The organism is Cetobacterium sp. ZOR0034 (assembly GCF_000799075.1).
In the GTDB taxonomy this organism is placed as follows: Bacteria; Fusobacteriota; Fusobacteriia; order Fusobacteriales; family Fusobacteriaceae; genus Cetobacterium_A.
The window spans coordinates 1-24,421 of the sequence record NZ_JTLI01000030.1; the positions used below are offsets into that span (position 1 = coordinate 1).

Sequence of the window (24,421 nt, forward strand, 5' to 3'; positions counted from 1 at the left end):
TGTCGCAATAAAATTAAAACACGACAAATTGTCGCAATAAAATTAAAACACGACAAATTGTCGCAATAAAATTAAACCTATGTTATAATAAAAATAAAAAAGAGGTATATTTATGAATTTTAAAGTAGTAGAAAAAAACGAGCTAATGAAATTTCTAATAGAGAAATTAACAAAACAAAGTAAGAACAATATAAAAACACTTTTATCAAAAGAGCAGATAATGGTAAATGGTAAAGTAGAAAGACAATTTAATTTAATTTTAAATCCAGGAGATGAAGTTACAGTAAGTTGGGAAAAAAATAGAAATGATAAAACACCAAAAGGAATAAAAATTTTATTTGAAGATTCAGATATTGTAGTGATAGAAAAGGAATGTGGTTTATTATCAATTGCAACAGAAAAGAAAAGCAATGAAAATACAGCTTATAAATTGCTGATGGATTATATAAAATCTAAAAATAAAAGAGAAAGAATTTTTATAGTGCATAGATTAGATAAAGATACGTCAGGAGTTATGATTTTTGCAAAATCAGAAGATGTAAAAAATAAACTTCAAGAAAATTGGAATGATTTAGTTTTAGAAAGAGAGTATGCAGTTATAGTTGAGGGAGTTGTAAAAGAGAAAAAAGGGCAGATAAAATCATATTTGAAAGAAAATAAAGCATTTACAACATACTCTGTGAAAGATGATAAAACAGGTGGAAAATTAGCTATAACAAATTATAAGGTTGAAAAAACAAAAGGTAAATATACATATTTGAAAGCGGCTCTTGAAACTGGAAGAAAAAATCAAATAAGAGTTCATATGAGCGATATTGGTCATCCTGTAGTTGGAGATAAAAAATATGGTGCGCAAACAAACATTTTAAAAAGATTGGGATTACACGCACATACACTAAGAATTCAACATCCAGTAACAAATAAAAAAATGAGTTTTGTATCACCTACACCAAAGGAGTTTATAAGAATAATAGGAGAGTAAAAATGAAATTAAATGACTTGAAATTTTTAAAAGTGAAAATTGAGAAACATCCAACAAGAGATATTCAACTTGAATTTTTAGAAAAACCAAATGCAATTGCAGCTTTAATTTTAAACTCAAAAGAAGATAAAGTTTTATTAGTAGAACAATATCGTCCAGGAGTAAATGGAAAATTATTAGAAATTCCAGCAGGAATAATTGAAAATAATGAAGATCCAAAAGAAACATTAAAAAGAGAAATAAGAGAAGAGACTGGATATGAAATTGATAGTTTTGAACTATTATATACTCCAGAAAAACCATTGATTTTATCACCTGGATATACTTCTGAAGAGTTATATGTTTACATAATAAAGCTAAAATCAGAAGAGGAAAAAGTTTATGAAAAACAACTTGATGAAGGTGAAGATTTAGAGTGTTATTGGTATAATTTAAAAGATATAGTGAAAGCAACTAATGATTTTAAAACACATTATGTTTTATCATTATATAAGAATTTGAAAGAAACGAAGTGACATAAAGTCACTCCTCTATATTTAAATTTTCAAAAAATTTGATAGCATTTTTTAAAAGAGATATTCCATTCGAGATATCTCTTTTTTCAATTCTTGAAAAGTTTAGTTTTATAAAATTATCCATTTCGTAATCTAATCCTGGGACAATTCCTACTTTATCAATTAATAATTTGTTATATATACTTTTTGAAGAGATATTTTCGGGAAGTTCTATCCAAATTGAGCATCCTCCAGAAGGTGGATAATATTTTATATTAGGAATTTGAGATAGCTCTTTAATAATGGATTCTTGTATAATCTTTAATTTTTTTCGACAAGAATTCATATGTTTATCAATTAAACCACTATTTAAAAGAAAAGCATAAGATTTTTGATATAAAGTTGAAGTATTTATATCGCTCAAAAATTTGTTATTTAAAAAAGATGATAAAAGAATTTTTGGAACAATAATAAATCCTAATCTAAATCCAGGCATAAAAATTTTTGAAAAGCTTTTGATATAAATAACACGGTCATTTTGATCTAAAGATTTTAATGGCAATGGAGGTAAATCAGAATAATATAAGTCAGAAGAAGAGTCATCTTCTATTATGAAAAAGTCGAATTTTTCTGCTAATAAAAGTAGTTTTTTTCGTTTTTCTAATGATAAATTAATTCCTGTGGGAGTTTGAAAGTTAGCCATTAAATATATAAATTTAATTTTTCTTTTTAATAAAATCTTTTCTAGTTGTGAAATATTAAGCCCATCTTTTTCTAAATCAATTGTTTCAATAGTAAGGTCTTGAGATTTAAAGGATTTTACTGCACCTAAATAAGTTGGAGATTCAACAACAATAATATCTTTAGAAAATGCTAAAGTTTTAGAAATTAGATCAATACCTTGTTGAGCTCCAGATAAAATATGAATATTATCAGTTAGTGTGAAGATATTTAAACTTTGTAATGATAAATTAATAGCTTCTCTTAACTCTAAATTTCCTAATGGTCCTTCATTGATTAAAGCCATTTCTTTGTCTCTATCTAAAATAAAATTAATGGCATATTTAATATCTGAAACAGGAAGAAAGCTAAAGTTAGGGGTGGAGTTAATAAAATCGATTTTAAGAGAATGGTTATTACTATATAAATCATCATTTTCAAGATTTGAAGTTTTCTCTTCTTTTCCGAATAAAAAATTTGAATTAATAAAGAATCCACTTCCTTTAGAACTTTTTATATAGTTTATTTTTTCTAGTTCAGAATATGATTTGGCAACGGTATTAGAACTAATATTTAAAAAGTTTGAAACTTTTCTAATTGAAGGCAATTTTTTTACAATCTCTTTATTTTCAATTTTTTCTTTTAAAAAAGTATACAAAGGAATATATATAAATTTATTATTATCAATTTTAAAATTTTTAAATAGTTTATCCATTAAAACCTCCAAAAAGTGTATTAATACAATTTGTTTTATTTTTTTGAAAAATCTAGTCAAGTATGTCATACTAATAAAAGTATAACATAAAATCAGGGGAGGAAGAAATGAAAAACTTTTCAAAATTTTTTAAAATTATTTTTTTTATAATAATTTCAGTGGTTACTTTTTCTAATAATAGTAATGAAACTATTAAAGTTGCTTTGGGATATAGTGCTAGATCTTACGATCCACATAGACATACAGATAGTTCAACATTAGCTATAACAAAACAAATTTATAACAATTTATTTATTCTTGATGATAACGGTAAAATTGAGGGTGAACTAATAGAGAAGTTTGAGATTGAAGAAAATATATTGAGATTGAAAGTAAGAGAAAATATCTATTTTCAAGATGGAGAAGAATTAACAGCTGTGATTATAAAAGAGAGCTTGGAAAGAAATAAAGCTATCCCTGTAACAAAAGTTTTAGTAGATCCAATTGAGAGTATAGAAGTTATTGATAGATACAATCTTCAAATAAAATCATCAACAAATTTGAATATAGTATTGCATAATTTTACGCATTCATCGTTAGCAATAGTAAAAAATAGCAGAGATGGAAAATTAGTAGGAACTGGAGCATTCAAATTATTAGATTGGGGAACTGGAGTTAAAGTTATTTTAGAAAGAAATGAAAATTATTTTAAAAAGAAATCTGAAATTTTAAAAATAGAGTTTGTAACAATACCAGAGGCCACAAATAGATATATTGCATTGGAAACAAATGAAGTACAAATAGCGTATGATATAGCTTCTATAGATGTGAAAGCTTTAGAAAAATCCAAGGAATTAAGAGTAATTAATGAATTATCTTACGGAACAGATTTTTTATCAATTAATACAGAAAAAGCACCTTTAAATGATGTTAATCTAAGAAAGGCGATTAATTTTGCTTTAGATAAAGAATCAATAAATGAAGTGATATTTGAAAATACATCAAAAGTGGCCAATTCTATAATTCCACCAAATACATTTGGATACTCAGCAAAAGAGGACAAAATATATAATTTAGAAAAAGCAAAAGAGATAGTGAAAAATTATGAATTGCCAATAAAAATTGATTTATGGATATATGAAGATACGAGTAAATATCAGATGGCTCAGATTATTCAGGCAAATCTGAAAGAGATTGGAATAGAGGTAGAGATAAAAACATTAGAACTATCATCTTTTTTACAACTATCAGCAATGGGACAGCACAATGCTCTGATAGGGTTATGGTATACAAGTACTGGAGATGCAGATTATGGATATTATCCATTACTTCATAGCACTTCAAAAGGTGGAGTGGGGAATAGAAGTTTTTATGAGAATAAAGAAGTAGATAGATTATTAGAAGAAGCCAGAAAAGAGCAAAATCAATCAAAAAGAAAAGAAAAGTATACATCTGTTCAAAATATAATTTCTGAAGAAAATCCAATTATACCGATAGTATATAAAACATATACAATAGGATTAAATAAAAAAATAAAAGGATTTAAATTCAATCCTAACGGGAATCATATATTAGAAAATATACATTATTAATGGATAAAAATGAGGGAAATTTCCCTCATTTTTTGCTATAATATAACAAATACAGGGAGGTGGCTTTAAATGAAATCAGTAGCATTGGATTTAGATGGAACACTATTAAATTCTAAAAAAGAAGTGAGTAAAGAAAATATATCGATTTTAAGAGAGCTTTATAAAAAAGGAATAGAAGTTTTTATAGTGACAGGAAGGTCGTATAGTGCAACAGAAGGAGTTATAAAAAAATTAGAATTACCGATAACGGCTATTTGTTATAATGGGGCAAAGGTAGTAGATAGTAGAAATAATGAAGTAATTTATGAACAACCACTTTCAAAGGATATAGTAAGCATATTGATTAAAATATCTAGAAGAAATAAAGTACATTTAAATTTATATCAAAACGAAGAGTGGATAGTAGAAGATAAAAATAACTGGCAAACAAAATACTATAGAGATAATATAGACTTGGATGCTGTACAAAAAGATTTTGATACATTTGATAATCTTGAAATGACAAAGGCGCTTTTTGTAGATGAAAGAGTAAATCTTTTAGAAATAGAAAAAGAAATTAAAAAAGCATTAGGTGACAGAGTACATTTAACTTATTCACAAGAAAAATATTTAGAAGTTTTGAATACTAATGTGAATAAAGGAAAAACTTTGCAGAAAATATTAAATGACAAAGGATTAGGGCTAGAAAGTTGTATAGCGTTTGGCGATGCAAATAATGACAAAGAGATGCTTATGATGGTTGGATGTGGAGTTGCGATGGGAAATGCTGAAGATGAATTGAAAAATATTTCAAAAGAAGTTACTGATACCAATGATAATCACGGTGTGTATAAATTTTTAATACAAAGAATATAAAAAAGTGGACATAAGTCCACTTTTATTTTTTATAATTTTAGATACCTTCTGAAATAGCCCAAGCTAATTCATCTTTCATTTGATTAAAATTCTTTAATCTTTTAAGTTCAACCATTTCACCAAATAATTTTAATTGGAAATTACCAATAAGAGCGATATTATCTTTTAGATCAACGCTTCTTCTTCCATAAGTAAGATTTCTTTTTTCAACTTCATCACCAACACGAACAAGAAGCATTCCTTTATTAAATCCTAAAATTTCAACTTCTGATACTCTATCAAAGAATTCGTTTTCAATTTTTCTTTCTTTTCTAGCTTCAGCATTTACTCTTTTATTTTCAGCTCTTCTTCTATCTTCTTTGGCTTTAACAATTCTTTTAGCTTTTTTTAAATTTTTAAGTTCATTATATTCTGTACCTTTTGGTTTAGTTTTACTAATAACTTTCATAAATATTCTCCTCTCAAAACTTCTTTTATCATAATATTATAAATGCTTTTACAAATTTTTACAAGAATAATTAAAAAAAATTTTGACAAATCCCAAAAAATGTTGTATTAAATTAATAACGAACATGTTCACGAGAACAAAGGTAGGTGTAAAATGGTAACTCAAGAAGATTTAGCTAAAAAATTGGGAATTACAAGAACTACTGTGGCTAGGGCACTCAATGGAAGTAAAAATATAAAGCTAGAAACAAAAGAGAAAGTGCTTCAATTAGCAAAAGAGTTAGGATATGAAAAAAATTATTTAGGAAGCACATTAGCAATAAAAGAAAAGAAAAAAATTGTTGCTATAATAGCTAAGTCAATTAACGAGGAGTATTCTAAAAAAATAAAAGCAGGCTTAAAAGATTTTGAAGATGAGGTCAAAGCTTATGGAGTAAAGATAAAAATTTTAGAAGTTGATATAAGCGACAGAGTCGGTCAAATTGAAATTCTAAAAAAAAATTTAGATAAAAAAATTCACGGATTAATATTAACTCCTTTAGATACTGAAGAGATATTAAAAGTGATTTTACCATCAATTAACGAACTACATGTTGTTTCTATTGGAAAGGAACTCTCAAGTGAGATAACATACATAGACTCGAGATATACAAAGTCGGGTAAAATAGCTGCAAATATAATGTCAAATATTGCGGTAAAAAATGGTAAGATTTTAGTAATTGATGGTGGAGATGATTTAATGTCTTCTAAAAAATATTTAAAAGGATTTACCACAAAATTAGACGAGATACAAAAAAGTTATATAGGACCTGTTAAAATAGAGAGTTTATTAGACAATAAAGAGAGAGTTTTAGATTATCTTTCGAATGATATAGAAGGAATATATATAAATCGATATGCGCCGGAAATTATCGAATACTTAGGGGAAGTAAAAAAAGATAATTATAAATTTGTAACAAATGGTTTTAATGAAAAAATACGGGGATTACTAGAAAGCAATAAGGTTATTGCAACAGTATCAGAAGATTTCTACAATCAAGGATATACAGCCGGAAAAAGAATTTTTGAATTATTATATAAAACAGATATAAAAAGATCTCAGAGGTTTCAAACTAAAATAGACATCATTTTTAGAGAGAGTTTAGATTAGTTCTGAGGTTATTATATATAGTCAAAAATAAGTTTTAAGGGAGGAAGATTTAATGAAGAGAGTGTTAAAAGTAGCAGGATTAACGTTAGTTTTTGGAATGGTAGCATTTGGGGCGAATGAAAAAGTTTACAAATTAAAAATGGGGTTAGTTGCAAATACAAGTTCAAATGAATATAAGGCAGCAGAAACTTTCGCAAATCATTTAAAAGAAAAATCAAATGGTCAACTAATAGTAGAGTTATATCCAGGAGCTCAATTAGGTGACGATAGATCGATGCTTGAACAGCTATCTGCTGGGGTTTTAGATTTAGGATTTGCAGAAATTTCAAGATTTAATATATTTTTCCCAGAAGCTCAAGTGTATTCACTTCCATATGTAATTGAAGATTTTGATCATATGAAAAGAGCATCATTTGACACAACTTTTGGTAAAAATTTACAAAAGAAAATAAAAGATAATTTAAATATAGAAATTTTATCACAAGCGTATAATGGAACAAGACAAACTACGTCAAATAGACCAATTAATTCTTTAGAGGATATGAAAGGATTAAAGTTAAGAGTTCCAAGAGCTGATTCAAACTTAGAATATGCTAAAAATACGGGAGCATCACCAACACCAATGGCATTCTCAGAGGTATATTTGGCACTACAAACAAATTCGGTTGATGGTCAAGAAAATCCTTTATCAGCTATAAGAGCTCAAAAATTCTATGAAGTTCAAAAATATTTAGCAATGACTAATCATATATTAAATGATCAACTATATTTAGCAAGTGGGTCTTCAATGAAAAAATTACCTCAAAACTTACAAGATTTAATTAAATCAGAATCTGAAATTGCAGCACAATATCATACAAAGTTATTTGTAGATGAAGAAGCAAGTATAATTGATTTCTTTAAAGAGCAAGGGGTAACAGTTACAACTCCAGATTTAGAACCATTTAGAAAAGCTATGCAACCATTCTATGAAGTATATATAAAAAATAATGGAAAATTAGGAAAAGAAGCTTTAGATGAGATAAATTCAGTAAGATAAGAGAGTAATTTGTGAGTATAGGAGTTGAATATGAATATAAGAAAAATTTTTGATAACATTGAAGAGATTGTAGGTGCAATACTTTTTATAACAATGTTTGCTATTCTAATAGCACAAATCATCTTTAGACAAGTATTTGACTCTCCTCTTATATGGAGTGAAGAGTTAGCTATTCTACTATTTACATATACTGGGATGTTAGGTGTAAGTATTGGAGTGAAACATAGGCAACATGTTTTTATAGATTTTTTATACAATAAATTTTCAGGAAGAGGATTAAAAATAGCCAACACATTTATTCAATCAGTTGTATTCATCTCTTTGCTTGCAATGATTCAAATAGGATATAGGTTATTTTTAAGAAAAAAGATATTTCAATTGATAGCGTTAAAAATATCTTCGGGATGGATGTACGCAGCACTACCTTTAATTGCTTTACTTATGTTAATCAGATTTATTCAGGTTTTAATTCAGGATTATAAAACTGGGAAATTTATAATAGAGCCTAAAAATCTAAATATTGAAGAAGAAAAGGATTCTGAAACAGTAGAGGATGAAAAGGTGGTGAAAGAAGAATGGTAACAATACTAACATTTTTATCGTGGTTTGGACTTATCTTTGTAGGGGTTCCAGTAGGATTTTCTTTAGTTTTTGCGACATTACTATTCTTCGCATTAACTGATTGGAATGTAGTTTACTTTGTAGGTTCACTATTAGTTGATAGTTTGGATAGCTTTAGTTTATTAAGCGTTCCATTCTTTGTTTTGACTGGTGTTTTGATGAATAGTTCTGGAATAACAGAGAGAATATTTAGATTTGCAAAGGCTTTATTAGGTCATTATACAGGTGGAATGGGTCATGTTAATATATTTGCAAGTTTGATATTTTCAGGGATGTCTGGATCAGCATTAGCTGATGCAGGAGGATTGGGGCAACTTGAGATAAAAGCTATGAGAGATGAAGGGTATGATGATGATTTATGTGGAGGATTAACTGCAGCATCGTGTATCATCGGTCCTTTAGTGCCACCAAGTATAACAATGATTATATACGGAGTTATAGCCGATCAATCAATAGCAAGATTATTTTTAGGAGGATTTGTTCCTGGAATTATTTTAACCTTTGCTTTGATGATAATGAATTATTTTATTTGTAAAAAAAGAGGTTATAAAAGAGCTCCAAAAGCTACTATGCAAGAGAGATTAATATCTTTCAAAGAGTCGTTTTGGGCTTTACTTACTCCATTTATAATAATCGGTGGAATTTTCTCGGGATATTTTACCCCAACAGAAGCGGCCGTAATTGCAACTTGTTATTCAATGGCTTTAGGATTCTTTGTATATAAAGAACTGACAGTACAGGGATTTGTTAAAGATGTTATTGAAACTATAAAGATAAGTGGAGTAACAGTTTTAATGATAATGGGAGTAACTTTCTTTGGACAAGTTATAGCAAGAGAGCAGATTTCTATGAAAATTGCAGAAGTATTTTTAACATTTGGTAAATCGCCATTGATGGTTTTAATAATGATAAATCTACTTTTAATTTTCTTGGGAACATTTATAGAGGCGTTAGCTCTGCAGGTATTAGTTTTACCGATGCTAATTCCGGTTGTTATTCAATTTGGAATTGACCCGGTATTTTTCGGAGTTATAAGTACATTGAATTTAATGATTGGAATATTAACTCCACCGATGGGAATGGCCCTTTTCGTAGTATCACGGGTTGGAAAAATTCCAGTGAGTACAATAACCAAAGGGGTAATACCATTTTTGGTTCCAATAATTATAACTTTAATTATTTTAACAATTTTCCCACAAATAGTTTTATTTGTACCAAATTTAATATTAGGAGCATAAATTAAAAATTCTGGAGGAACAAGATGAAAGGTATTTATTCAGCATTACTTATTTCGTTTGATGAAAATGGAAATTTAGATGAAAAAGGAACAAGAAATATTGTTAGATATAATATTGACGTTATGATGGTTGATGGACTTTATGTAGGTGGAAGTACTGGTGAGAATTTTATGATTTCAACAGAGATGAAGAAAAGAATTTTTGAGATTGTAAAAGATGAAGCTAAAAATGACGTAAAATTGATAGCACAAGTAGGTTCTATAGATTTATATGAAGCTGTTGAATTAGGAAAATATGCAACTAGCTTAGGGTATGATTCACTATCAGCGGTAACACCATTCTATTATAAGTTTGATTTTGAAGAGATAAAAAATTATTATATGACAATTGTAAACGAAACAAATAACAATATGATAATCTATTCAATTCCATTTTTAACTGGAGTAAATATGAGTGTTGATCAGTTTGGAGAACTTTTATGCCATGAAAAAATAATTGGAATAAAGTTTACAGCTGGAGATTTCTATTTATTAGAAAGAGTTAGAAAAACATTCCCTAATAAACTAATATATGCTGGATTTGATGAGATGTTACTTCCAGCAGTAGCGCTAGGAGTGGATGGAGCAATTGGAAGTACTTATAATGTAACAGGAAAAATAGCAAAAGAGATATTTAATTTAGTTCAAGAGGGAGACCTTCTTCTAGCGAGAGAAAAACAGACTTATTTGAACGATATAATTGAAGCAATATTAAAGAATGGATTATATCAAACAATAAAAGAGATTTTAAAATTAAAAGGTGTAGATGCAATAGGATATTGTAGATTACCGATGAAAAAACTTTCAGCAGAGAAAGTTGAAGCAGCAAAAGAGATTGGAAGAAATTTTTTATAGGAGCAGATGAAATGAACATAGTAGCCATAGATATTGGAGGAACAGAAATAAAATATGGCTCAGTAGGGACTGGAGGAGAAGTTATCTTCTCCTCATCTTTACCAACTGAGGCAAATAGAGGAGTAGAGCAACTATTAGAAAAAATATTTAAAATAGTTGATGAACTAAAAAATCATAAAACAGTTGGAATTGCAGTTTCAGCGACTGGTCAGATTGACGGTAAGATAGGAAAGGTTGTTGGTGGAACAAACTTAATTCCAGGATGGATAGGAACAAACTTAGTTCAAATATTAGAGGATAGATATGGCTTACCAGCAGTTTTAGAAAATGATGTTAATTGTGCTGCCCTAGGAGAGATGTGGATGGGAGCAGCAGCAGGGAAAGAGAATTTTATTTGTTTGACAATAGGAACAGGAATTGGTGGAGGAGTTGTTTTAAATGGAGAACTCTTAAGAGGAGAAGGAAGTGTAGCAGCAGAGTTTGGACATATTCAAATTGTAAAAAATGGAGTTCAATGTGGTTGTGGAAACAAGGGATGCTATCAAGGATATGCTTCAACAACAGCACTTTTAAGAATGGCAGAAGAAAAGTTTTGTAAAAAATTAAACGGTAAAGAGATCTTTGAAGAGGTTCATAAAAATAACGTTGAATATAAAGAATTAGTTCATGAATGGGCAGATTATTTTACAGATGGACTAGCGACTTTAATATATATATTTAATCCTTCTCTTATTGTTATAGGTGGAGGAGTATCTAAGCAAGGTGATTTTTTAAAAGATATTTTCCAAAAAAGTTTAGAACAAAAAGTAATGAAAAACTACTTAGATATACTACAGATTAAAATGGCTGAGAGAGGCAATGACGCCGGTATGTTAGGGGCTTCACACCTATTATTGAAAAAAATAAAATAAAAAGTTCAAAAAAAGTTGTTGACAAAAAAAACTTTTCATTTTACAATAGATTCCATATAAGATTAACAAAAATTGAATAGAAAATCGGTTGAAGGTATAGGGAGAGTGTCAGAGATGACCACCGAAGAAGTGAATCTTTCAGGTTAGTTGAAAAACTTGAGGACCTATACTGGACGAGCCTCTGGAGAGACTCTATGAGCACCGAAGGAGCAAACCCAAAAGAAATTTTGGACTAAACTCTCAGGTAAAAGGACAGAGGAATTATGCAATAAAAGTTTTTGTATTGACTATTTTTTGTGTATAATTCTTTTTTAATTCCAGAAGGTATTTTTTGAAATACCTTCTTTTTTTATTCAATTTTGCATTTAAAAAAATTTTTAGGAGGAATTCAAATGCAAGATATTGTAACTAGTGTAAACAGTTTTTTATGGGGGAATTTTTTAATTGTATTACTTATGGGAACGGGGATTTATTTTACTTTAAAATTGAATTTTATTCAAATTAGAAAATTTAAAGAGGGAATAAAGCACGTAACGGGATCAATTAATTTGAACGGTAAAGCAGCAGATAAAAATGGAATGTCATCATTCCAAGCTTTGGCTACAGCAGTAGCGGCCCAAGTTGGAACAGGAAATTTAGCAGGAGCAGCAACAGCTATAGCTTCGGGAGGACCGGGAGCGATATTCTGGATGTGGGCAAGTGCATTTTTCGGAATGGCAACAGTTTATGTAGAAGCAATATTAGGACAAGTTTTCAAAAAAAGAGTAGATGGACAAGTAACAGGTGGACCAGCATACTATATAGAAAACTCAATAAAGAATAAAAAGTTAGCAAAAGGGTTATCATATTTCTTTGCAATGGCATGTATAGGTGCTCTAGGACTTATGGGTAATGCGGTTCAGGCCAATTCAATTTCAGCAGCTTTTGGACATGCTTTTGGAGCATCTCCAGCTTTAGTGGGAATTGTAGTTTCAGTTTTAGCAGGATTTGTATTCTTTGGAGGAATAAAAAGAATAGCATCGGTAACAGAAAAAATTGTTCCCGTAATGGCAGGATTGTATATATTAGCTTGTCTAATAATAATAATGATAAATTATAAGGAAATAATACCAGCAGTAACGTCTATTTTCTATTCAGCTTTCAATCCTCAGGCAGCTTTTGGAGGAGCTATGGGAGTTAGCGTAAAGCAAGCTGTTAGATATGGAGTTGCAAGAGGTTTATTCTCAAATGAAGCAGGGATGGGATCAACACCTCATGCTCATGCAATAGCAAAGGTATCACATCCAGGAGAGCAAGGAATTGTAGCTGTAATAACAGTTTTCATAGATACTTTTATAGTTTTAACAGGAACAGCGTTAGTAATATTAACATCTAAAGTATCTTTGGCTTCTGGAGCTGGAATCGTATTAACTCAAGGAGCTTTTGCTAAAACTTTAGGAACGTTTGGAGAAGTATTTATAGCGATTTGTTTACTGTTCTTTGCATTCTCAACAATAGTAGGATGGTATTTCTTTGGAGAAGCAAATGTGAGATACATCTTTAAAAATAAAAAATCAGTTAATGTTTACAGAGCAGTAGTAATGATTATGATTGTTATAGGATCAGTAATGAAGGTTGAATTAGTTTGGGAATTAGCTGATATGTTTAATGGAATGATGGTTCTTCCGAATTTAATAGCATTACTAGCACTAGGAAAATATGCTAGAAATGCTATGAAAGAGTATGATGTTCTTCCAGAAAATGAGATAGGAAAAGAAGCGGTAACATTATAGCTTAAAAATTGAGTTGAAAATGAGTTAAAAGTGATTAAAATTGGAATTAAGTGTATTTCTTTCTTGACATAAAATGGTAGTATACAGTATAATCCATATTAAGATTAACGATTAAGAAGGGTGGATTATTATGAAAAAGTTTTTAATATCAATGTTAGTAATGTTATCAACAGTGGCATTAGCTGAAGTAAAAGAAGGAACTGGATTAGGATATGCAGATGATATAAAAGTTGCGGTAACAATGGATGGAGATAAAATAACAGCTATAGAAGTAAAAGAAAATAGCGACACTCCAGGAATTTCGAATCCAGCAATTGAAGAGTTAACAAAAAGAGTTATTGAAGCACAATCGTCACAAGTAGATGTAGTAGCAGGAGCTACTTACACTTCTGAAGGATTCTTAGAAGCAGTAAATAACGCAACAGGTAAATAGTTAGTTGAATAAAGCTGAGATGTAAGATCGTCTCAGCTTTTTTTATATTAACCAAGTATTATAGTTATAAATCGCATAAGCTGTTACAGTGTCATAATATTTAAAAGTTAGATATAGAAGTAGAGTTATAAAAAGAAGATTTCGAATAAATTTATTTTCGATTCGAGATAAAATAAATGGAATAGTAATAAAAATTCCAACTCTAAAATATTCTAAAAATCTTAAAATAATAGCAAATCTATAAAAACTTATGAAAATAAAAAGAGCAAAGATATTCAAATTTATAAACAGATTTTCTTTTGAATCAGCAATTTTGATAAAAAATAAACTAATAAAAACAATTATAAATAGTTCTGAAAACTCATAAAAATTGCCGGATTCAATTATGTGAGAGTATCTATTTAAACGCTCGCTCAATCCCAAAAAGTTTATATTTAATTTAAAGATTAAATATGAGATAGGATTGATAATTACACCCATTCCTAATAGATAGATTAAAGAATTTTTAGTTTGTTTATAGTTAAGAAAAAAATACAATGGATATAAAATAATAGCTGTTTTATGAAAAAGACAGGCTATAGTAATTAAGCAAAAATAAATTATTAGTTTTCTTTGGAGAATATATTTTAAACTTATCCAAAATATTAAAATTGAAATAAAATTTCGAATAATTGTAAAATTATGCCAATAGTAAAAAGTTGATAAATATATTAAAAAAGATAAAGTAGGATACATACTGTAGGTAATAAAAATTTTATAAATAATAAAATTAAAAATTAAGCTTAAAAAAAATAAGAAATAGTTATAATCTAATCCAATAAATTTTGAAAAATCTTTTAAAATAAGAAATAATTTTTCATATCCATATGGATTTTGAAAATATGGAAGCTCATAAAAATATTTATAAACGTGATAGTCATATCCACCAACATTGATTCTGCTACCTGTGAATAGAATCAAAATACTTAAAGGCATAATTAAAATCTGTTTTTCGTAGATATCTTCTGTAAAAAAAATAGAATAGAATAAAAAAATTCCAAAAATACTCAGAACAAAAATCATACTTCATCAATCCTCTCTTTTAAAATAGATATAGTTAAAGAAATAAAAAAAGATAAAATAAATCCATAAAATATTATTAAATAACGCTTATCAACTATTTCAACTTTATCAGCTTCAATAATTAAAGGAAATGATATCATAGGATTTTTAATTAAATTGTAAATTTTTATTTTTTTCTCTTCTTCTTCAATTGATAAAAGTTTATCGTTTAAAAAATTTGTATTAATTTTTAAAAGTTCAGATAAAAAATTGTTAACCTCATTTATAGGAGTAGTAGAATCAAAAGCTTTAGCAGTAATTGTATATATACCGTTACCATTATTCAATGATAATTTTAAAGAATCTTTTTTGATTAAACTAGGAATATAAAGTCCACCATCGCCAGGAGTAAAACTTTCATAAGTAATTATTCCATTTACATCAGTTTTAGTTATTTTAGTTTGCCCATTAGGTTCAATATATTTAAAAAATCCTTTTGCTGAATAAGTGATAGGTTTTATACTATAAATATAACCTGTAAAAGATATACATATAAAAAAGATTGTAAGAAAAATTTTCATATTTTTTTTCATTAATTTTAAAAGCTGATTTGACATAGAAACCTCCCATAAGATTTTTTCTCCTATATTTAAATACCACAAAAATAAAAAAAACCTCCTAAAAAGAGGTTCTTTACTAGATATATTAATTAAAAGGATACCAGAATCCTTTTAAAACATATATTTTTAAATATATAGATAAAACTAAAAGTAAAATCATTAAAATTAAACTTATAAAGTCAATTTTTCCATATTTTTGAGAACTATACCAAGTTCTTTTATTTTTATGGCCAAAACCTCTTAAATCCATGGCATTAGAAATAACTTCAACTCTATTTAGAGATGAAAGTACTAGTGGGAATAGGATTGTATTGTAATTTCTAAGCCTTGTTAAAATATTTGCATCCTCTTTTCTGAAAGCCACTCCTCTAGCTTCTTGTGCATGCATAATATTTTTGAATTCATCTCTTACATCAGGAATATATCTAAGAGCAATATTTATAGCGTAAGCAACTTTGTACGAAACTCCAATTTTATTTAAACTACTTGCAAATTTACTTGGATGAGTTGTAAATATAAACAGCATCATTATAGGAAAAACAGCAAGATATTTCATAGAAAGAGTTAGAGCAAACCAAACAGTTTCTAATGAAAGGGTAATTCCCTTGATTGTTAAAAGTGCAGTGGTAGTACCAGTTAAAGTTGAACCATATTCGGGAGTTACAACTATTAGGAATAGAGAATTCAAAATAGTAAAGATAACAATAAATTGGAATAATGGTTTTATTGATTTAAAAGGGATTTTAGCAACATTTAAAAGTGTCATTCCAACAATGAAAAATGTTACAAATATCCTAAAATCATTAAATAAAAACACTGAAGCAGTCCAGACAAGAAGTAGTAAGAATTTTATACTTCCATCTATTGAATGTATAGCAGAATCTTTATCAATATATAAAGTACCAGCTCTAGACATTACTTAGCACCTCCTATATTTTCAAAGTTAATAAATGAATTCATTAGTATTTCTGAATTCAACTCCATTATTTGAGCCATTTGTGAAAGAGATGTTTCTTTTAAATTAGATTTTTCCATCAACTCTTTTTCACCTAAAATAATTGTAGGAGTGTTATTTGCAGCAATATTTCCATTACATAAAACTACTGCTCTATTAGCATATTCTAAAGCAAGATGCATATCGTGAGTTATAAGAATAATTCCAACTCCATTTTTAGCAACCTCCTTAATGAAGCTCATAAACTCTTTATATCTTTTATAATCCTGTCCTGCAGTAGGCTCGTCTAAAATCAAAACTTCAGGTTCTAAAGCTAAAATAGCAGCAATTGTTAGCCTTTTTTTCTGTCCATAACTAAGAGATGTAACAGGCCAATGTCTAAATTCATGAAGACCACAAATTTCTAAAGATTTTTCAGCTTTTTCAATATAATTTTTAATACCTCTTATTTTTAATCCAAACTGAACCTCTTCAAGAAGAGTTTCTTGTGTTATCATATGATTTGGATTTTGCATAACAAATCCTATTTTTTCTCCTCTTCTTTTGATACTCTCTTTAATAATACTTTTATTAAGAAGAACTATATCTCCAGAAGTTTCTTTTTCAATTCCAGTTATAACCTTACAAAGAGTAGACTTTCCAGCTCCATTGTTTCCTAAAAGAGCTAAGATTTCACCTTTATTAACAGAGAAGTTTACATTTTTTAATATAGATTTCTCTTCATTATAAGAAAAACATATATTTTTAATATCTAAAATATTTTCTTTGAATTCATTCTTTTTAATTTTAATAGAATCACACCATTTTTTTACTTTTTCAATATTTTCAGGAGTTCCAATTTCTGTAATTGGATAGATAGAATCTTTTTCTAAATCAACACCAGAATATTTTAAAGCTTCAATATAAAGAGGTTCTCTAAGACCATATTTTCTGAAAATATCTTTTCTGAATAGTTCTTCAGGAGTTCCGTTAGCAACAACCTCTCCTTTATTTAAAACAATAACTCTATCGAAATCTTGCTCTAAAACATCTTCTATTCTGTGTTCGATAACGATAATTGTTTTTCCTGTCTTCTTTTGAATATCACAGATAAGTTTCATAGCATGTTTTCCACTATATGGGTCAAGGTTTGCTAGAGGTTCATCAAAAAGAAGGATATCAGCAGAACTTCTCATTATTCCAGCCAAAGATACAGATTGTTTTTGTCCACCAGAAAGTTCTTGTGGACTATGATTTATAAAATTATCCATAGCAACAGTTGATAGTGCATTTTTAGTATCTCTAATCATCTCCTCTTGTGGAACAAGATTATTTTCATCGATGAAAGAAACATCCTCTCCAACAGTTAGACCTATAAATTGTCCGTCTTGATCTTGTAAAACTGTACCAACATTTTTACTGATATCAAAAATACTTGTCTCATAAGGTTCTATACCATTAACAGTTAAAGTTCCTTTGAAACCTCCCTCTTTAGAAAAGGGAACAATACCATTTAAACAGCTTCCAAGAGTAGATTTTCCACTACCACTTGGTCCAGCAATTAGAACTTTTTCACCCTTTTTAATCTCTAAATTGATATTTTTTAGAGTCGGTTCTAATTGATTTACATATTTAAAAGTAAAATCTTTAAATTCTACTACGTTAATCATCTATACTCCTTTAATTAATCTTCTATTTTTAAATTTGAATATTTTCTTTTTCTAGCTGCAATTCCAAGAATAATAGGAATACCTAAGGCAGCAGTAACAACAAAGTTTGTAAATGTAGCTAAAGCTATTTGAATCCAAACTTTCTGAGCAGGTTCACCATAAAAATACACGTCTCCGACATATGCAGCAAGTCCAGCAGCAATCATTCCTAAGATTGAGTACACGTACATCTTAAAGATATGGAACTTAGTAACGTGTCCTGTTTCTAAAGAGAAACTTTTATCCAGTGCAATCATTCCTCCAAAAAGTCCAATAACAGCTGAAAGGAATACCCAACTAAACCAAACACTTCCCCACATAATCATATCATTTAAAGCATGCCCAACAAATCCAACAAAAAACCCAACAACAGGTCCGAATATAGCTCCAAAAATTGTAAGAAGAGCAACAGCTATTCTAAATGATGTGTTAGGACCAACAGGGATAGCTACTCCAGAAAGAACACTGTACAGTGCAGCTCCAATACCTATTGCAACAACATTTTTTGTAGAAAATAGTTCAGTTTTTTTTACATAATATCTGAATCCATCTTCTCCAATATACTTTTTAATCATATTTTGTCCAACCTTTCTTTTCTAATCTTCCAATCAGGCATATAGATTTTTATAAAATCCCAAAACTCTTTTTGATGATGCGGATATCTTAAATGAGCTACCTCATGTAGACAAACATAATCAATACACTCTTGAGGCTTTCGAATAAGTTCTAAGTTCAGTGTAATAATCTTACTTAGATACCGACAAGATCCCCAACGACGTTTCATTCTTCGAATTTTAAAATCTAAAAAATTTTCACCGATAAGATTACTATATTTATTTAAAGATATTTTAAAAATTTCTGAGGCTTTTTCTTTGTACCAATTATATAGAAGAGTTTCTATATTTTTTTCAGTTATCTCTTTGTTAGTAAAAATTATTAAAGAGTCTTTATCAACTTCAATTTTATTAGAGGTACTAGTAAAAATTTTTAAAATATAATTTTTTCCAAGATACTCTATATTGTCTCCATTTTTATATGATTTGTCAACTGCTTTAACTGGATTTTTTTTTATTTTTTCGAGATTTTTTAGAATCCATTCATTCTTAGATTTAAGAAAAGATTCAATAAAATCGTTTGTTGTTCTTTTGGGAACTGAAAGAGTAACTGTACCATCACCTTTAACTTTGAGAATAATATTTTTTATATTTTTTTTAGTAATAATGACATTGTACTTCATCTAATCACCTTCAAAATTTTGTCAATTGAGTATATTTTACCACAATACTTTGATTTGCCAAATAAAAAATAATATGAAATGAACTTTTTTTAATAAGTTAATAAAGTTTTTGATAACTTTTTGTAGTTAATTGCTATATTTAGTAAATTATGATTATATATTAGTAATTTAATTTAAATAAGTAGGGGAGGATTTTATGGAAAATTTACATAATCCAAGAGTTTTTAAAATAAATAGGTTAAGTGCACATTCAAATCATAAATATTCAGGTCTAAATATAGAATGGAAAAAATCTTTAAATGGTATTTGGGATTTTTCATACTGTGATTCACCAAATTGGTCAAAAATAAAAGTCCCAGGACATATGGAACTTCAGGGGTATGGAGAGCCACAATATGTAAATACAATGTATCCTTGGGATGGAAGAGAAAATTTAGAACCTGGGGAGGTTCCAAAAGAGTTCAATCCATTTGGTATCTATAAAAAAGAAGTAGTTATTCCAAAAGATTGGAAAGACAGACCAGTTTATATCTCTTTCCAAGGAGTAGAGTCGTGTTTAGAACTTTATTGTAATGATGAGTTTGTGGGTTACAGTGAGGATAGTTTTACACCGAGTGAGTTTGATTTAACACCATATATAAAGGAAGGAAAGGCAGAGATAAAAGCTAAAGTTTATAAGTGGTGTAGTGGAAGTTGGTTAGAAGACCAAGATTTCTGGAGATTAAGTGGAATATTTAGAGATGTTTATTTATACTCGACACCTGAGGTTCATATAAAAGATATGTTTATAATATCAGACTTAGGAAATGGATTTAAAAAAGCCATTTTAAAAAATATCTTAAAGATAGAAAGTGAAAAGGAAACAACTGTTGATATTGAGATGCAGCTTTTAGACAAAAATGAAGTTGTTTTAAGTGTTGAAGAAAATAAATTGAAAATAGAGAAAAATTTAAAAATAGAATTATCAAAAAAGTTCGAGAATCCAAAATTATGGAGTGCAGAAAAGCCAAACCTTTATGAAGTAAGAGTTATAGTAAAGGACTCTTTGACTGGAAAAGTTATAGAGGAGTGTTCTCAAAACTTTGGATTTAGAAAATTTGAAATTGAAGATAAAATAATGAAAATAAATGGAGAACGTGTTGTTTTTAAAGGTGTAAATAGGCATGAATTTAGTTGTTATAACGGAAGAGCAGTAACAGAAGAGGATATGATTTGGGATATAAAATTCTTAAAAGCTAATAACTTCAATGCTGTTAGAACATCACACTATCCTAATCAAACTAGGTGGTATGAACTTTGTGATGAACACGGACTTTACGTTATAGATGAAGTAAACTTAGAAACACATGGAACTTGGCAAATTCTAGGACAACCTTGTCCAGAGAAAGTAATTCCAAATAACAATCCTGAATGGTTAGAAAATGTTATGGATAGAACTAAATCTATGTTTGAAAGAGATAAAAACTACTCTTCAGTTGTAATTTGGTCTTGTGGAAATGAGTCGTTTGGTGGAGAGAACATATTTAAAATGTCAGAATACTTAAGAGAGCTAGATAAAACTAGAGTTGTTCATTATGAAGGAGTATTCTGGGATAGAAGATATGATAAAACTTCAGATATGGAAAGTAGAATGTATGCAAAAGTTCATGAGATAGAAAAGTATTTACAAGAAACACCAGAAAAACCTTTTGTACTTTGTGAATACTCTCATGCTATGGGGAATTCAAATGGAGGGCTTCATAAATATACAGAGTTAGAAAGAAAATACCCTATGTATCAAGGTGGATTTATTTGGGACTACATAGACCAATCACTTATGAAAAAAGATCCATTTGGAAATGATTATTTAGCTTTTGGTGGAGATTTTGGAGATAGACCAACAGATTATAATTTCTGTGTAAATGGAATAATCTATGGAAATAGACAGATTTCACCAAAAGTTCAAGAGATAAAGCAGTTATTCTCGGATTATAAAATAACAGTAACAGAAAAAAGCTTCACAATTTATAACGAAAGTTTATTTACGAATTGTAACGAGTATGAAACTAGAGTGAAACTATTAAAAAATGGAGTTTTAATTTCTGAAGATTCTTTAGAGTGTGCTGTTAAACCATTATCTGAGAAGGAGTTTAAGTTACATCTTCCGAAAATGAAAGATAGTGGAGAATATACGATTGAAGTTTCATTACATTTAAAAGAGGATAGATTCTATGCGTCTAAAGGTCATGAAATATGTTTTGGACAAAAAGTTTATAAAGTAGAAGCAAAACTAAAAAATAATTTAGAAGGAAAACCAACTTTAATAGATGGTGGATTTAATATAGGTATAAAAACTAAAAACTCAGAACTTATATTCTCGAAAGCTTATGGTGGATTAATCTCTTTAAAACTTTGTGGAAAAGAGTTTGTAGATGGTGTTGTGATGCCTAACTTCTGGAGAGCTTCAACTGATAATGATAGAGGAAATAAGATGCCATTTAGATATGCTCAATGGAAATTAGCTTCTAGTTATGCTAAGATGAGCAGTGTTGAAACTTTTGAAAAGGAAAATTCTATCCAAATAAAGGCAACTTACGATTTACCTATAATTCCAGCAACAACAGTTGTTTTAAGCTATGAAGGATTTGCAGATGGAAAGATTAAAGTAACTATGGAGTATGATGGAGTTGAAGGATTATCAGATATGCCACTGTTTGGAATGAGCTATAAGTTGCCAAAAGAGTATTCAGAGATAAAGTGGTATGGAATGGGACCAGAGGAAAACTATATAGATAGAGTTCATGGTGCCAGACTTGGAATATTTGAAAGTGATGTAGAAAAAAATATGAGTCAATATGTAATACCACAAGAGTGTGGAAATAGAATTGGAACGAGATGGGCAGAGATAACTGATAAAACGGGATTTGGAATAAAAGTTTCAGGTGATATTCCATTTGAATTCAGTGCCTTACCTTATACTGTAAATGAGATTGAAAGTGCATATCATCACTATGAGTTACCAAAATCACATTGTACAGCTTTAAATATAAATATGATTCAGATGGGAGTTGGAGGAGATGATTCTTGGGGAGCACCAACACATGATGAATATTTAGTTAGAAGTAATAAAAAATATGTATTTACATATACATTAGAAGCGAATATTTAATAGAAAAGCTAGAAGGGTTTTTACTCTTCTAGCTTTTCTTATTTTTCAAGGCTCATATTGCTAAAAAATATAAATCATGGTATAATAATACGTTAAATTTAATAGAAAATAGGAGATGAAAATGACTATAATAGAGTTTAAAAATGTATCGAAATCATTTTTTTCACAAAATTTATATAAACATGTAGATTTAGAAGTAAATTCTGGAGATAAAATAGCTCTTGTTGGAAACAACGGAACTGGAAAATCTACTTTAATAAAACTTCTAACTGGAGCAGAGTCACCAGATAGAGGAAGAGTAACTAGAGAAGAGGAAGCTGTTATAGCTTGCTTCGATCAATTTGGAAGATTGGATTTAGATAGCAATGTACAAGAGTTATTAAATTCACCGTTCCAAAAGGTAATGGCTGTTCAAGCAGAATTAGATGCAGTTTCAGCAGAGTTCACTGGAGATATGGATAACGATGAAAAAGTAATGGAGAAATATTCAAAGTTATCAGATGAGTTTGAAAGCTTAGGTGGATACTCATATATCCATATTCAATCAGAGTTCATTGAAACGTTTGAATTAACTGATAAGTTAGATAAAAAATTCAGAGAGTTAAGTGGAGGAGAAAGACAGTATATTAGATTAGCAACGACACTATTTAGTGATTCTGATTTAATAATTTTAGATGAGCCTCTATCGTTCTTTGATAAGAAAAAGACAGCTTGGTTAACAGATTATATAAATGGTAGTCCAAAAGCTTTCTTAGTAATATCACATAATGTTGATTTTATAAGAACTTTTGCAACTAAGATATTTGATATCGACAATTTTGAAGTTGGAGTTTACGAGTGTGACCACCAAAAATATTTAAAAGAGAAAAAAGTTAGAATAGCTGAAGGAAAAAAGAAAAATAGAGAAACTGAAGAGGTAATCGAAGAAACTCAAGACGCTATTGAAAGAAAATTAAAGTTACTAGAAAGATGTAATAATAAACATGCTCATGCTGTTATTTTAAGAAGAATGAGAAAAGAGTTAGAAAGACTTCAAAGAGAGAGAATCAAGTTCTCACCAGAGTACAAATATGACTATATCGATGCTCCAGAAGATGTTATGATAACTGGAAAAAAAGAGTTTGAAGGGCCAATCGTAGTTTTAAAAGATGTTATGAAAGAGTATCCAGATAAGATGCTATATAAAGATGCTAACTTAGTTGTAGATAGAGATACAAAAATATGTATCGTTGGAGAGAATGGTTCAGGAAAATCTACATTATTAAAGATTATTGCTGGATTAGATCAACCTACATCAGGTGAGGTATTTATAAATGAAAAAGCGACTGTTGCTTTCATAGAGCAAGATACAGTTTTCGCTAATGAAAATATGTATATCAAAGACTATTTAAAAGAGAAGACTGGATTGTCAGATGAGTTTATAGAGGCAGCGATAGATAACTTATATAACAATGAGCTAGAGTTCAGAGATAAGAGAATATTCATGTTATCAGGTGGAGAGAAAAAGAGATTAGAGATATTCACAAATACTTTAATGGAAACAGACCTACTTATAATAGATGAGCCTACAACATATATGGATGACTACTCTAGAACAGCTATAGCAAATATGTTATTAGATTATCCAGGAGCAGTTATATTAGTAAGCCACGATAAAGTTCTTATGAGAAGAATTGGATTTGTAACTTATGATATTCGTGATAAGAGATTTAGAATAAAAAATTAATAATTTTTTCAAAAAAGAAAAAAGTTATTGACATTATTTATAAATTATGATACAATTTTTTTGTCTTGAGGGATTCCTTCAAGACGTTAGCGGGAGTAGCTCAGTTGGTAGAGCGTCAGCCTTCCAAGCTGAATGTCGCGAGTTCGACCCTCGTCTCCCGCTCCA

General features: G+C 28.9%; 20 protein-coding genes, 1 tRNA gene, 1 pseudogene and 1 riboswitch. Of the genes and pseudogenes, 14 read left to right on the plus strand and 8 right to left on the minus strand.

The annotated features are described in order from the left end of the window. The first annotated feature begins 112 nt into the window (after window positions 1-112). Both L992_RS07150 and L992_RS07155 read left to right on the plus strand, forming a co-directional pair. Entirely contained in the window at window positions 113-982 is an 870-nt protein-coding gene (locus L992_RS07150) for an RluA family pseudouridine synthase (RefSeq protein WP_047395333.1), read from the plus strand. 2 nt (window positions 983-984) lie between these two features. After that, window positions 985-1,497, plus strand: coding sequence for an NUDIX hydrolase (locus L992_RS07155; RefSeq protein ID WP_047380386.1), 513 nt, complete (start codon window positions 985-987; stop codon window positions 1,495-1,497). Window positions 1,498-1,504: 7 nt separating this feature from the next. Here L992_RS07155 and L992_RS07160 read toward each other — a convergent pair whose 3' ends face one another. Then, window positions 1,505-2,911, minus strand: a complete 1,407-nt coding sequence (locus tag L992_RS07160; RefSeq protein ID WP_047380385.1) for a PLP-dependent aminotransferase family protein — start codon at window positions 2,909-2,911, stop codon at window positions 1,505-1,507. A gap of 107 nt (window positions 2,912-3,018) precedes the next feature. Between L992_RS07160 and L992_RS07165 the strand changes: the two genes are divergently transcribed. Both L992_RS07165 and L992_RS07170 read left to right on the plus strand, forming a co-directional pair. Further along, the gene (locus tag L992_RS07165) at window positions 3,019-4,482 is read left to right on the plus strand and encodes an ABC transporter substrate-binding protein (protein WP_052193936.1); all 1,464 of its coding nucleotides are present in this window, start codon (window positions 3,019-3,021) and stop codon (window positions 4,480-4,482) included. Between the two features lie 69 nt (window positions 4,483-4,551). Continuing rightward, a complete protein-coding gene (locus tag L992_RS07170) occupies window positions 4,552-5,337 on the plus strand; it encodes a Cof-type HAD-IIB family hydrolase (RefSeq protein ID WP_047380383.1) in 786 nt (261 codons plus the stop codon). Between the two features lie 37 nt (window positions 5,338-5,374). On the opposite strand, the gene L992_RS07175 is transcribed toward L992_RS07170, so the two are convergent. Next, a complete protein-coding gene (locus L992_RS07175; RefSeq protein WP_047383114.1) occupies window positions 5,375-5,785 on the minus strand; it encodes a hypothetical protein in 411 nt (136 codons plus the stop codon). A 153-nt stretch (window positions 5,786-5,938) separates the two neighbouring features. Between L992_RS07175 and L992_RS07180 the strand changes: the two genes are divergently transcribed. The 7 genes and pseudogenes from L992_RS07180 (at window position 5,939) to L992_RS07215 (ending at window position 13,841) form a co-directional block, all read left to right on the plus strand. Beyond that, window positions 5,939-6,934, plus strand: a complete 996-nt coding sequence (locus tag L992_RS07180) for a LacI family DNA-binding transcriptional regulator (RefSeq protein WP_047395336.1) — start codon at window positions 5,939-5,941, stop codon at window positions 6,932-6,934. 52 nt (window positions 6,935-6,986) lie between these two features. Then, the gene (locus L992_RS07185) at window positions 6,987-7,973 is read left to right on the plus strand and encodes a sialic acid TRAP transporter substrate-binding protein SiaP (protein ID WP_047383110.1); all 987 of its coding nucleotides are present in this window, start codon (window positions 6,987-6,989) and stop codon (window positions 7,971-7,973) included. 30 nt (window positions 7,974-8,003) lie between these two features. Next, window positions 8,004-9,832: pseudogene (locus tag L992_RS07195) on the plus strand (TRAP transporter large permease subunit). A 23-nt stretch (window positions 9,833-9,855) separates the two neighbouring features. Further along, on the plus strand, window positions 9,856-10,725 hold the full coding sequence (locus L992_RS07200; RefSeq protein ID WP_047383107.1) for an N-acetylneuraminate lyase: 870 nt from the start codon (window positions 9,856-9,858) through the stop codon (window positions 10,723-10,725). A gap of 11 nt (window positions 10,726-10,736) precedes the next feature. Beyond that, window positions 10,737-11,636, plus strand: a complete 900-nt coding sequence (locus tag L992_RS07205) for an ROK family protein (RefSeq protein WP_047383105.1) — start codon at window positions 10,737-10,739, stop codon at window positions 11,634-11,636. Between the two features lie 171 nt (window positions 11,637-11,807). Then, window positions 11,808-11,902: riboswitch (glycine riboswitch) on the plus strand. A gap of 126 nt (window positions 11,903-12,028) precedes the next feature. Beyond that, entirely contained in the window at window positions 12,029-13,408 is a 1,380-nt protein-coding gene (locus L992_RS07210; protein ID WP_047383104.1) for a sodium:alanine symporter family protein, read from the plus strand. A gap of 130 nt (window positions 13,409-13,538) precedes the next feature. After that, window positions 13,539-13,841 carry an FMN-binding protein gene (locus L992_RS07215; protein WP_047383103.1) on the plus strand — a complete coding sequence of 101 codons (303 nt, stop codon included), beginning with the start codon at window positions 13,539-13,541 and terminating at the stop codon, window positions 13,839-13,841. 42 nt (window positions 13,842-13,883) lie between these two features. Here L992_RS07215 and L992_RS07220 read toward each other — a convergent pair whose 3' ends face one another. The 6 genes from L992_RS07220 to L992_RS07245 form a co-directional block, all read right to left on the minus strand. Beyond that, entirely contained in the window at window positions 13,884-14,903 is a 1,020-nt protein-coding gene (locus L992_RS07220; protein ID WP_047383102.1) for an EpsG family protein, read from the minus strand. Next, window positions 14,900-15,499, minus strand: a complete 600-nt coding sequence (locus L992_RS07225) for a hypothetical protein (protein WP_156110660.1) — start codon at window positions 15,497-15,499, stop codon at window positions 14,900-14,902. Before L992_RS07225 ends, L992_RS07220 begins: the two co-directional genes overlap by 4 nt. 88 nt (window positions 15,500-15,587) lie before the next feature. After that, window positions 15,588-16,418 (minus strand): energy-coupling factor transporter transmembrane protein EcfT, encoded by an 831-nt coding sequence (locus tag L992_RS07230; protein ID WP_047383098.1) that lies wholly within the window; start codon window positions 16,416-16,418, stop codon window positions 15,588-15,590. Further along, entirely contained in the window at window positions 16,418-18,106 is a 1,689-nt protein-coding gene (locus tag L992_RS07235; RefSeq protein WP_047383097.1) for an ABC transporter ATP-binding protein, read from the minus strand. The genes L992_RS07230 and L992_RS07235 overlap by 1 nt, the downstream gene beginning before the upstream one ends. Before the next feature lie 14 nt (window positions 18,107-18,120). Next, window positions 18,121-18,720, minus strand: a complete 600-nt coding sequence (locus tag L992_RS07240) for an ECF-type riboflavin transporter substrate-binding protein (protein WP_052191749.1) — start codon at window positions 18,718-18,720, stop codon at window positions 18,121-18,123. After that, window positions 18,717-19,382 (minus strand): M48 family metallopeptidase, encoded by a 666-nt coding sequence (locus L992_RS07245; protein ID WP_047383095.1) that lies wholly within the window; start codon window positions 19,380-19,382, stop codon window positions 18,717-18,719. The genes L992_RS07240 and L992_RS07245 overlap by 4 nt, the downstream gene beginning before the upstream one ends. Before the next feature lie 196 nt (window positions 19,383-19,578). On the opposite strand from L992_RS07245, the gene L992_RS07250 reads away from it, so the two are divergent. The 3 genes from L992_RS07250 to L992_RS07260 all read left to right on the plus strand — a co-directional run bounded on the left by L992_RS07250 (window position 19,579) and on the right by L992_RS07260 (window position 24,421). Continuing rightward, entirely contained in the window at window positions 19,579-22,530 is a 2,952-nt protein-coding gene (locus tag L992_RS07250; RefSeq protein ID WP_047395342.1) for a glycoside hydrolase family 2 TIM barrel-domain containing protein, read from the plus strand. A 121-nt stretch (window positions 22,531-22,651) separates the two neighbouring features. Beyond that, window positions 22,652-24,256, plus strand: a complete 1,605-nt coding sequence (locus tag L992_RS07255; RefSeq protein ID WP_047383091.1) for an ABC-F family ATP-binding cassette domain-containing protein — start codon at window positions 22,652-22,654, stop codon at window positions 24,254-24,256. Between the two features lie 89 nt (window positions 24,257-24,345). Then, window positions 24,346-24,421 (plus strand) — tRNA-Gly (locus L992_RS07260).

What these genes read in the sequence shown, in the direction of transcription:
- L992_RS07150 (WP_047395333.1), top strand. Translation starts at nt 113, where the DNA reads ATGAATTTTAAAGTAGTAGAAAAAAACGAGCTAATGAAATTTCTAATA.
- L992_RS07155 (WP_047380386.1), top strand. Translation starts at nt 985, where the DNA reads ATGAAATTAAATGACTTGAAATTTTTAAAAGTGAAAATTGAGAAACAT.
- L992_RS07160 (WP_047380385.1), bottom strand. Translation starts at nt 2,911, where the DNA reads ATGGATAAACTATTTAAAAATTTTAAAATTGATAATAATAAATTTATA.
- L992_RS07165 (WP_052193936.1), top strand. Translation starts at nt 3,019, where the DNA reads ATGAAAAACTTTTCAAAATTTTTTAAAATTATTTTTTTTATAATAATT.
- L992_RS07170 (WP_047380383.1), top strand. Translation starts at nt 4,552, where the DNA reads ATGAAATCAGTAGCATTGGATTTAGATGGAACACTATTAAATTCTAAA.
- L992_RS07175 (WP_047383114.1), bottom strand. Translation starts at nt 5,785, where the DNA reads ATGAAAGTTATTAGTAAAACTAAACCAAAAGGTACAGAATATAATGAA.
- L992_RS07180 (WP_047395336.1), top strand. Translation starts at nt 5,939, where the DNA reads ATGGTAACTCAAGAAGATTTAGCTAAAAAATTGGGAATTACAAGAACT.
- L992_RS07185 (WP_047383110.1), top strand. Translation starts at nt 6,987, where the DNA reads ATGAAGAGAGTGTTAAAAGTAGCAGGATTAACGTTAGTTTTTGGAATG.
- L992_RS07200 (WP_047383107.1), top strand. Translation starts at nt 9,856, where the DNA reads ATGAAAGGTATTTATTCAGCATTACTTATTTCGTTTGATGAAAATGGA.
- L992_RS07205 (WP_047383105.1), top strand. Translation starts at nt 10,737, where the DNA reads ATGAACATAGTAGCCATAGATATTGGAGGAACAGAAATAAAATATGGC.
- L992_RS07210 (WP_047383104.1), top strand. Translation starts at nt 12,029, where the DNA reads ATGCAAGATATTGTAACTAGTGTAAACAGTTTTTTATGGGGGAATTTT.
- L992_RS07215 (WP_047383103.1), top strand. Translation starts at nt 13,539, where the DNA reads ATGAAAAAGTTTTTAATATCAATGTTAGTAATGTTATCAACAGTGGCA.
- L992_RS07220 (WP_047383102.1), bottom strand. Translation starts at nt 14,903, where the DNA reads ATGATTTTTGTTCTGAGTATTTTTGGAATTTTTTTATTCTATTCTATT.
- L992_RS07225 (WP_156110660.1), bottom strand. Translation starts at nt 15,499, where the DNA reads ATGTCAAATCAGCTTTTAAAATTAATGAAAAAAAATATGAAAATTTTT.
- L992_RS07230 (WP_047383098.1), bottom strand. Translation starts at nt 16,418, where the DNA reads ATGTCTAGAGCTGGTACTTTATATATTGATAAAGATTCTGCTATACAT.
- L992_RS07235 (WP_047383097.1), bottom strand. Translation starts at nt 18,106, where the DNA reads ATGATTAACGTAGTAGAATTTAAAGATTTTACTTTTAAATATGTAAAT.
- L992_RS07240 (WP_052191749.1), bottom strand. Translation starts at nt 18,720, where the DNA reads ATGATTAAAAAGTATATTGGAGAAGATGGATTCAGATATTATGTAAAA.
- L992_RS07245 (WP_047383095.1), bottom strand. Translation starts at nt 19,382, where the DNA reads ATGAAGTACAATGTCATTATTACTAAAAAAAATATAAAAAATATTATT.
- L992_RS07250 (WP_047395342.1), top strand. Translation starts at nt 19,579, where the DNA reads ATGGAAAATTTACATAATCCAAGAGTTTTTAAAATAAATAGGTTAAGT.
- L992_RS07255 (WP_047383091.1), top strand. Translation starts at nt 22,652, where the DNA reads ATGACTATAATAGAGTTTAAAAATGTATCGAAATCATTTTTTTCACAA.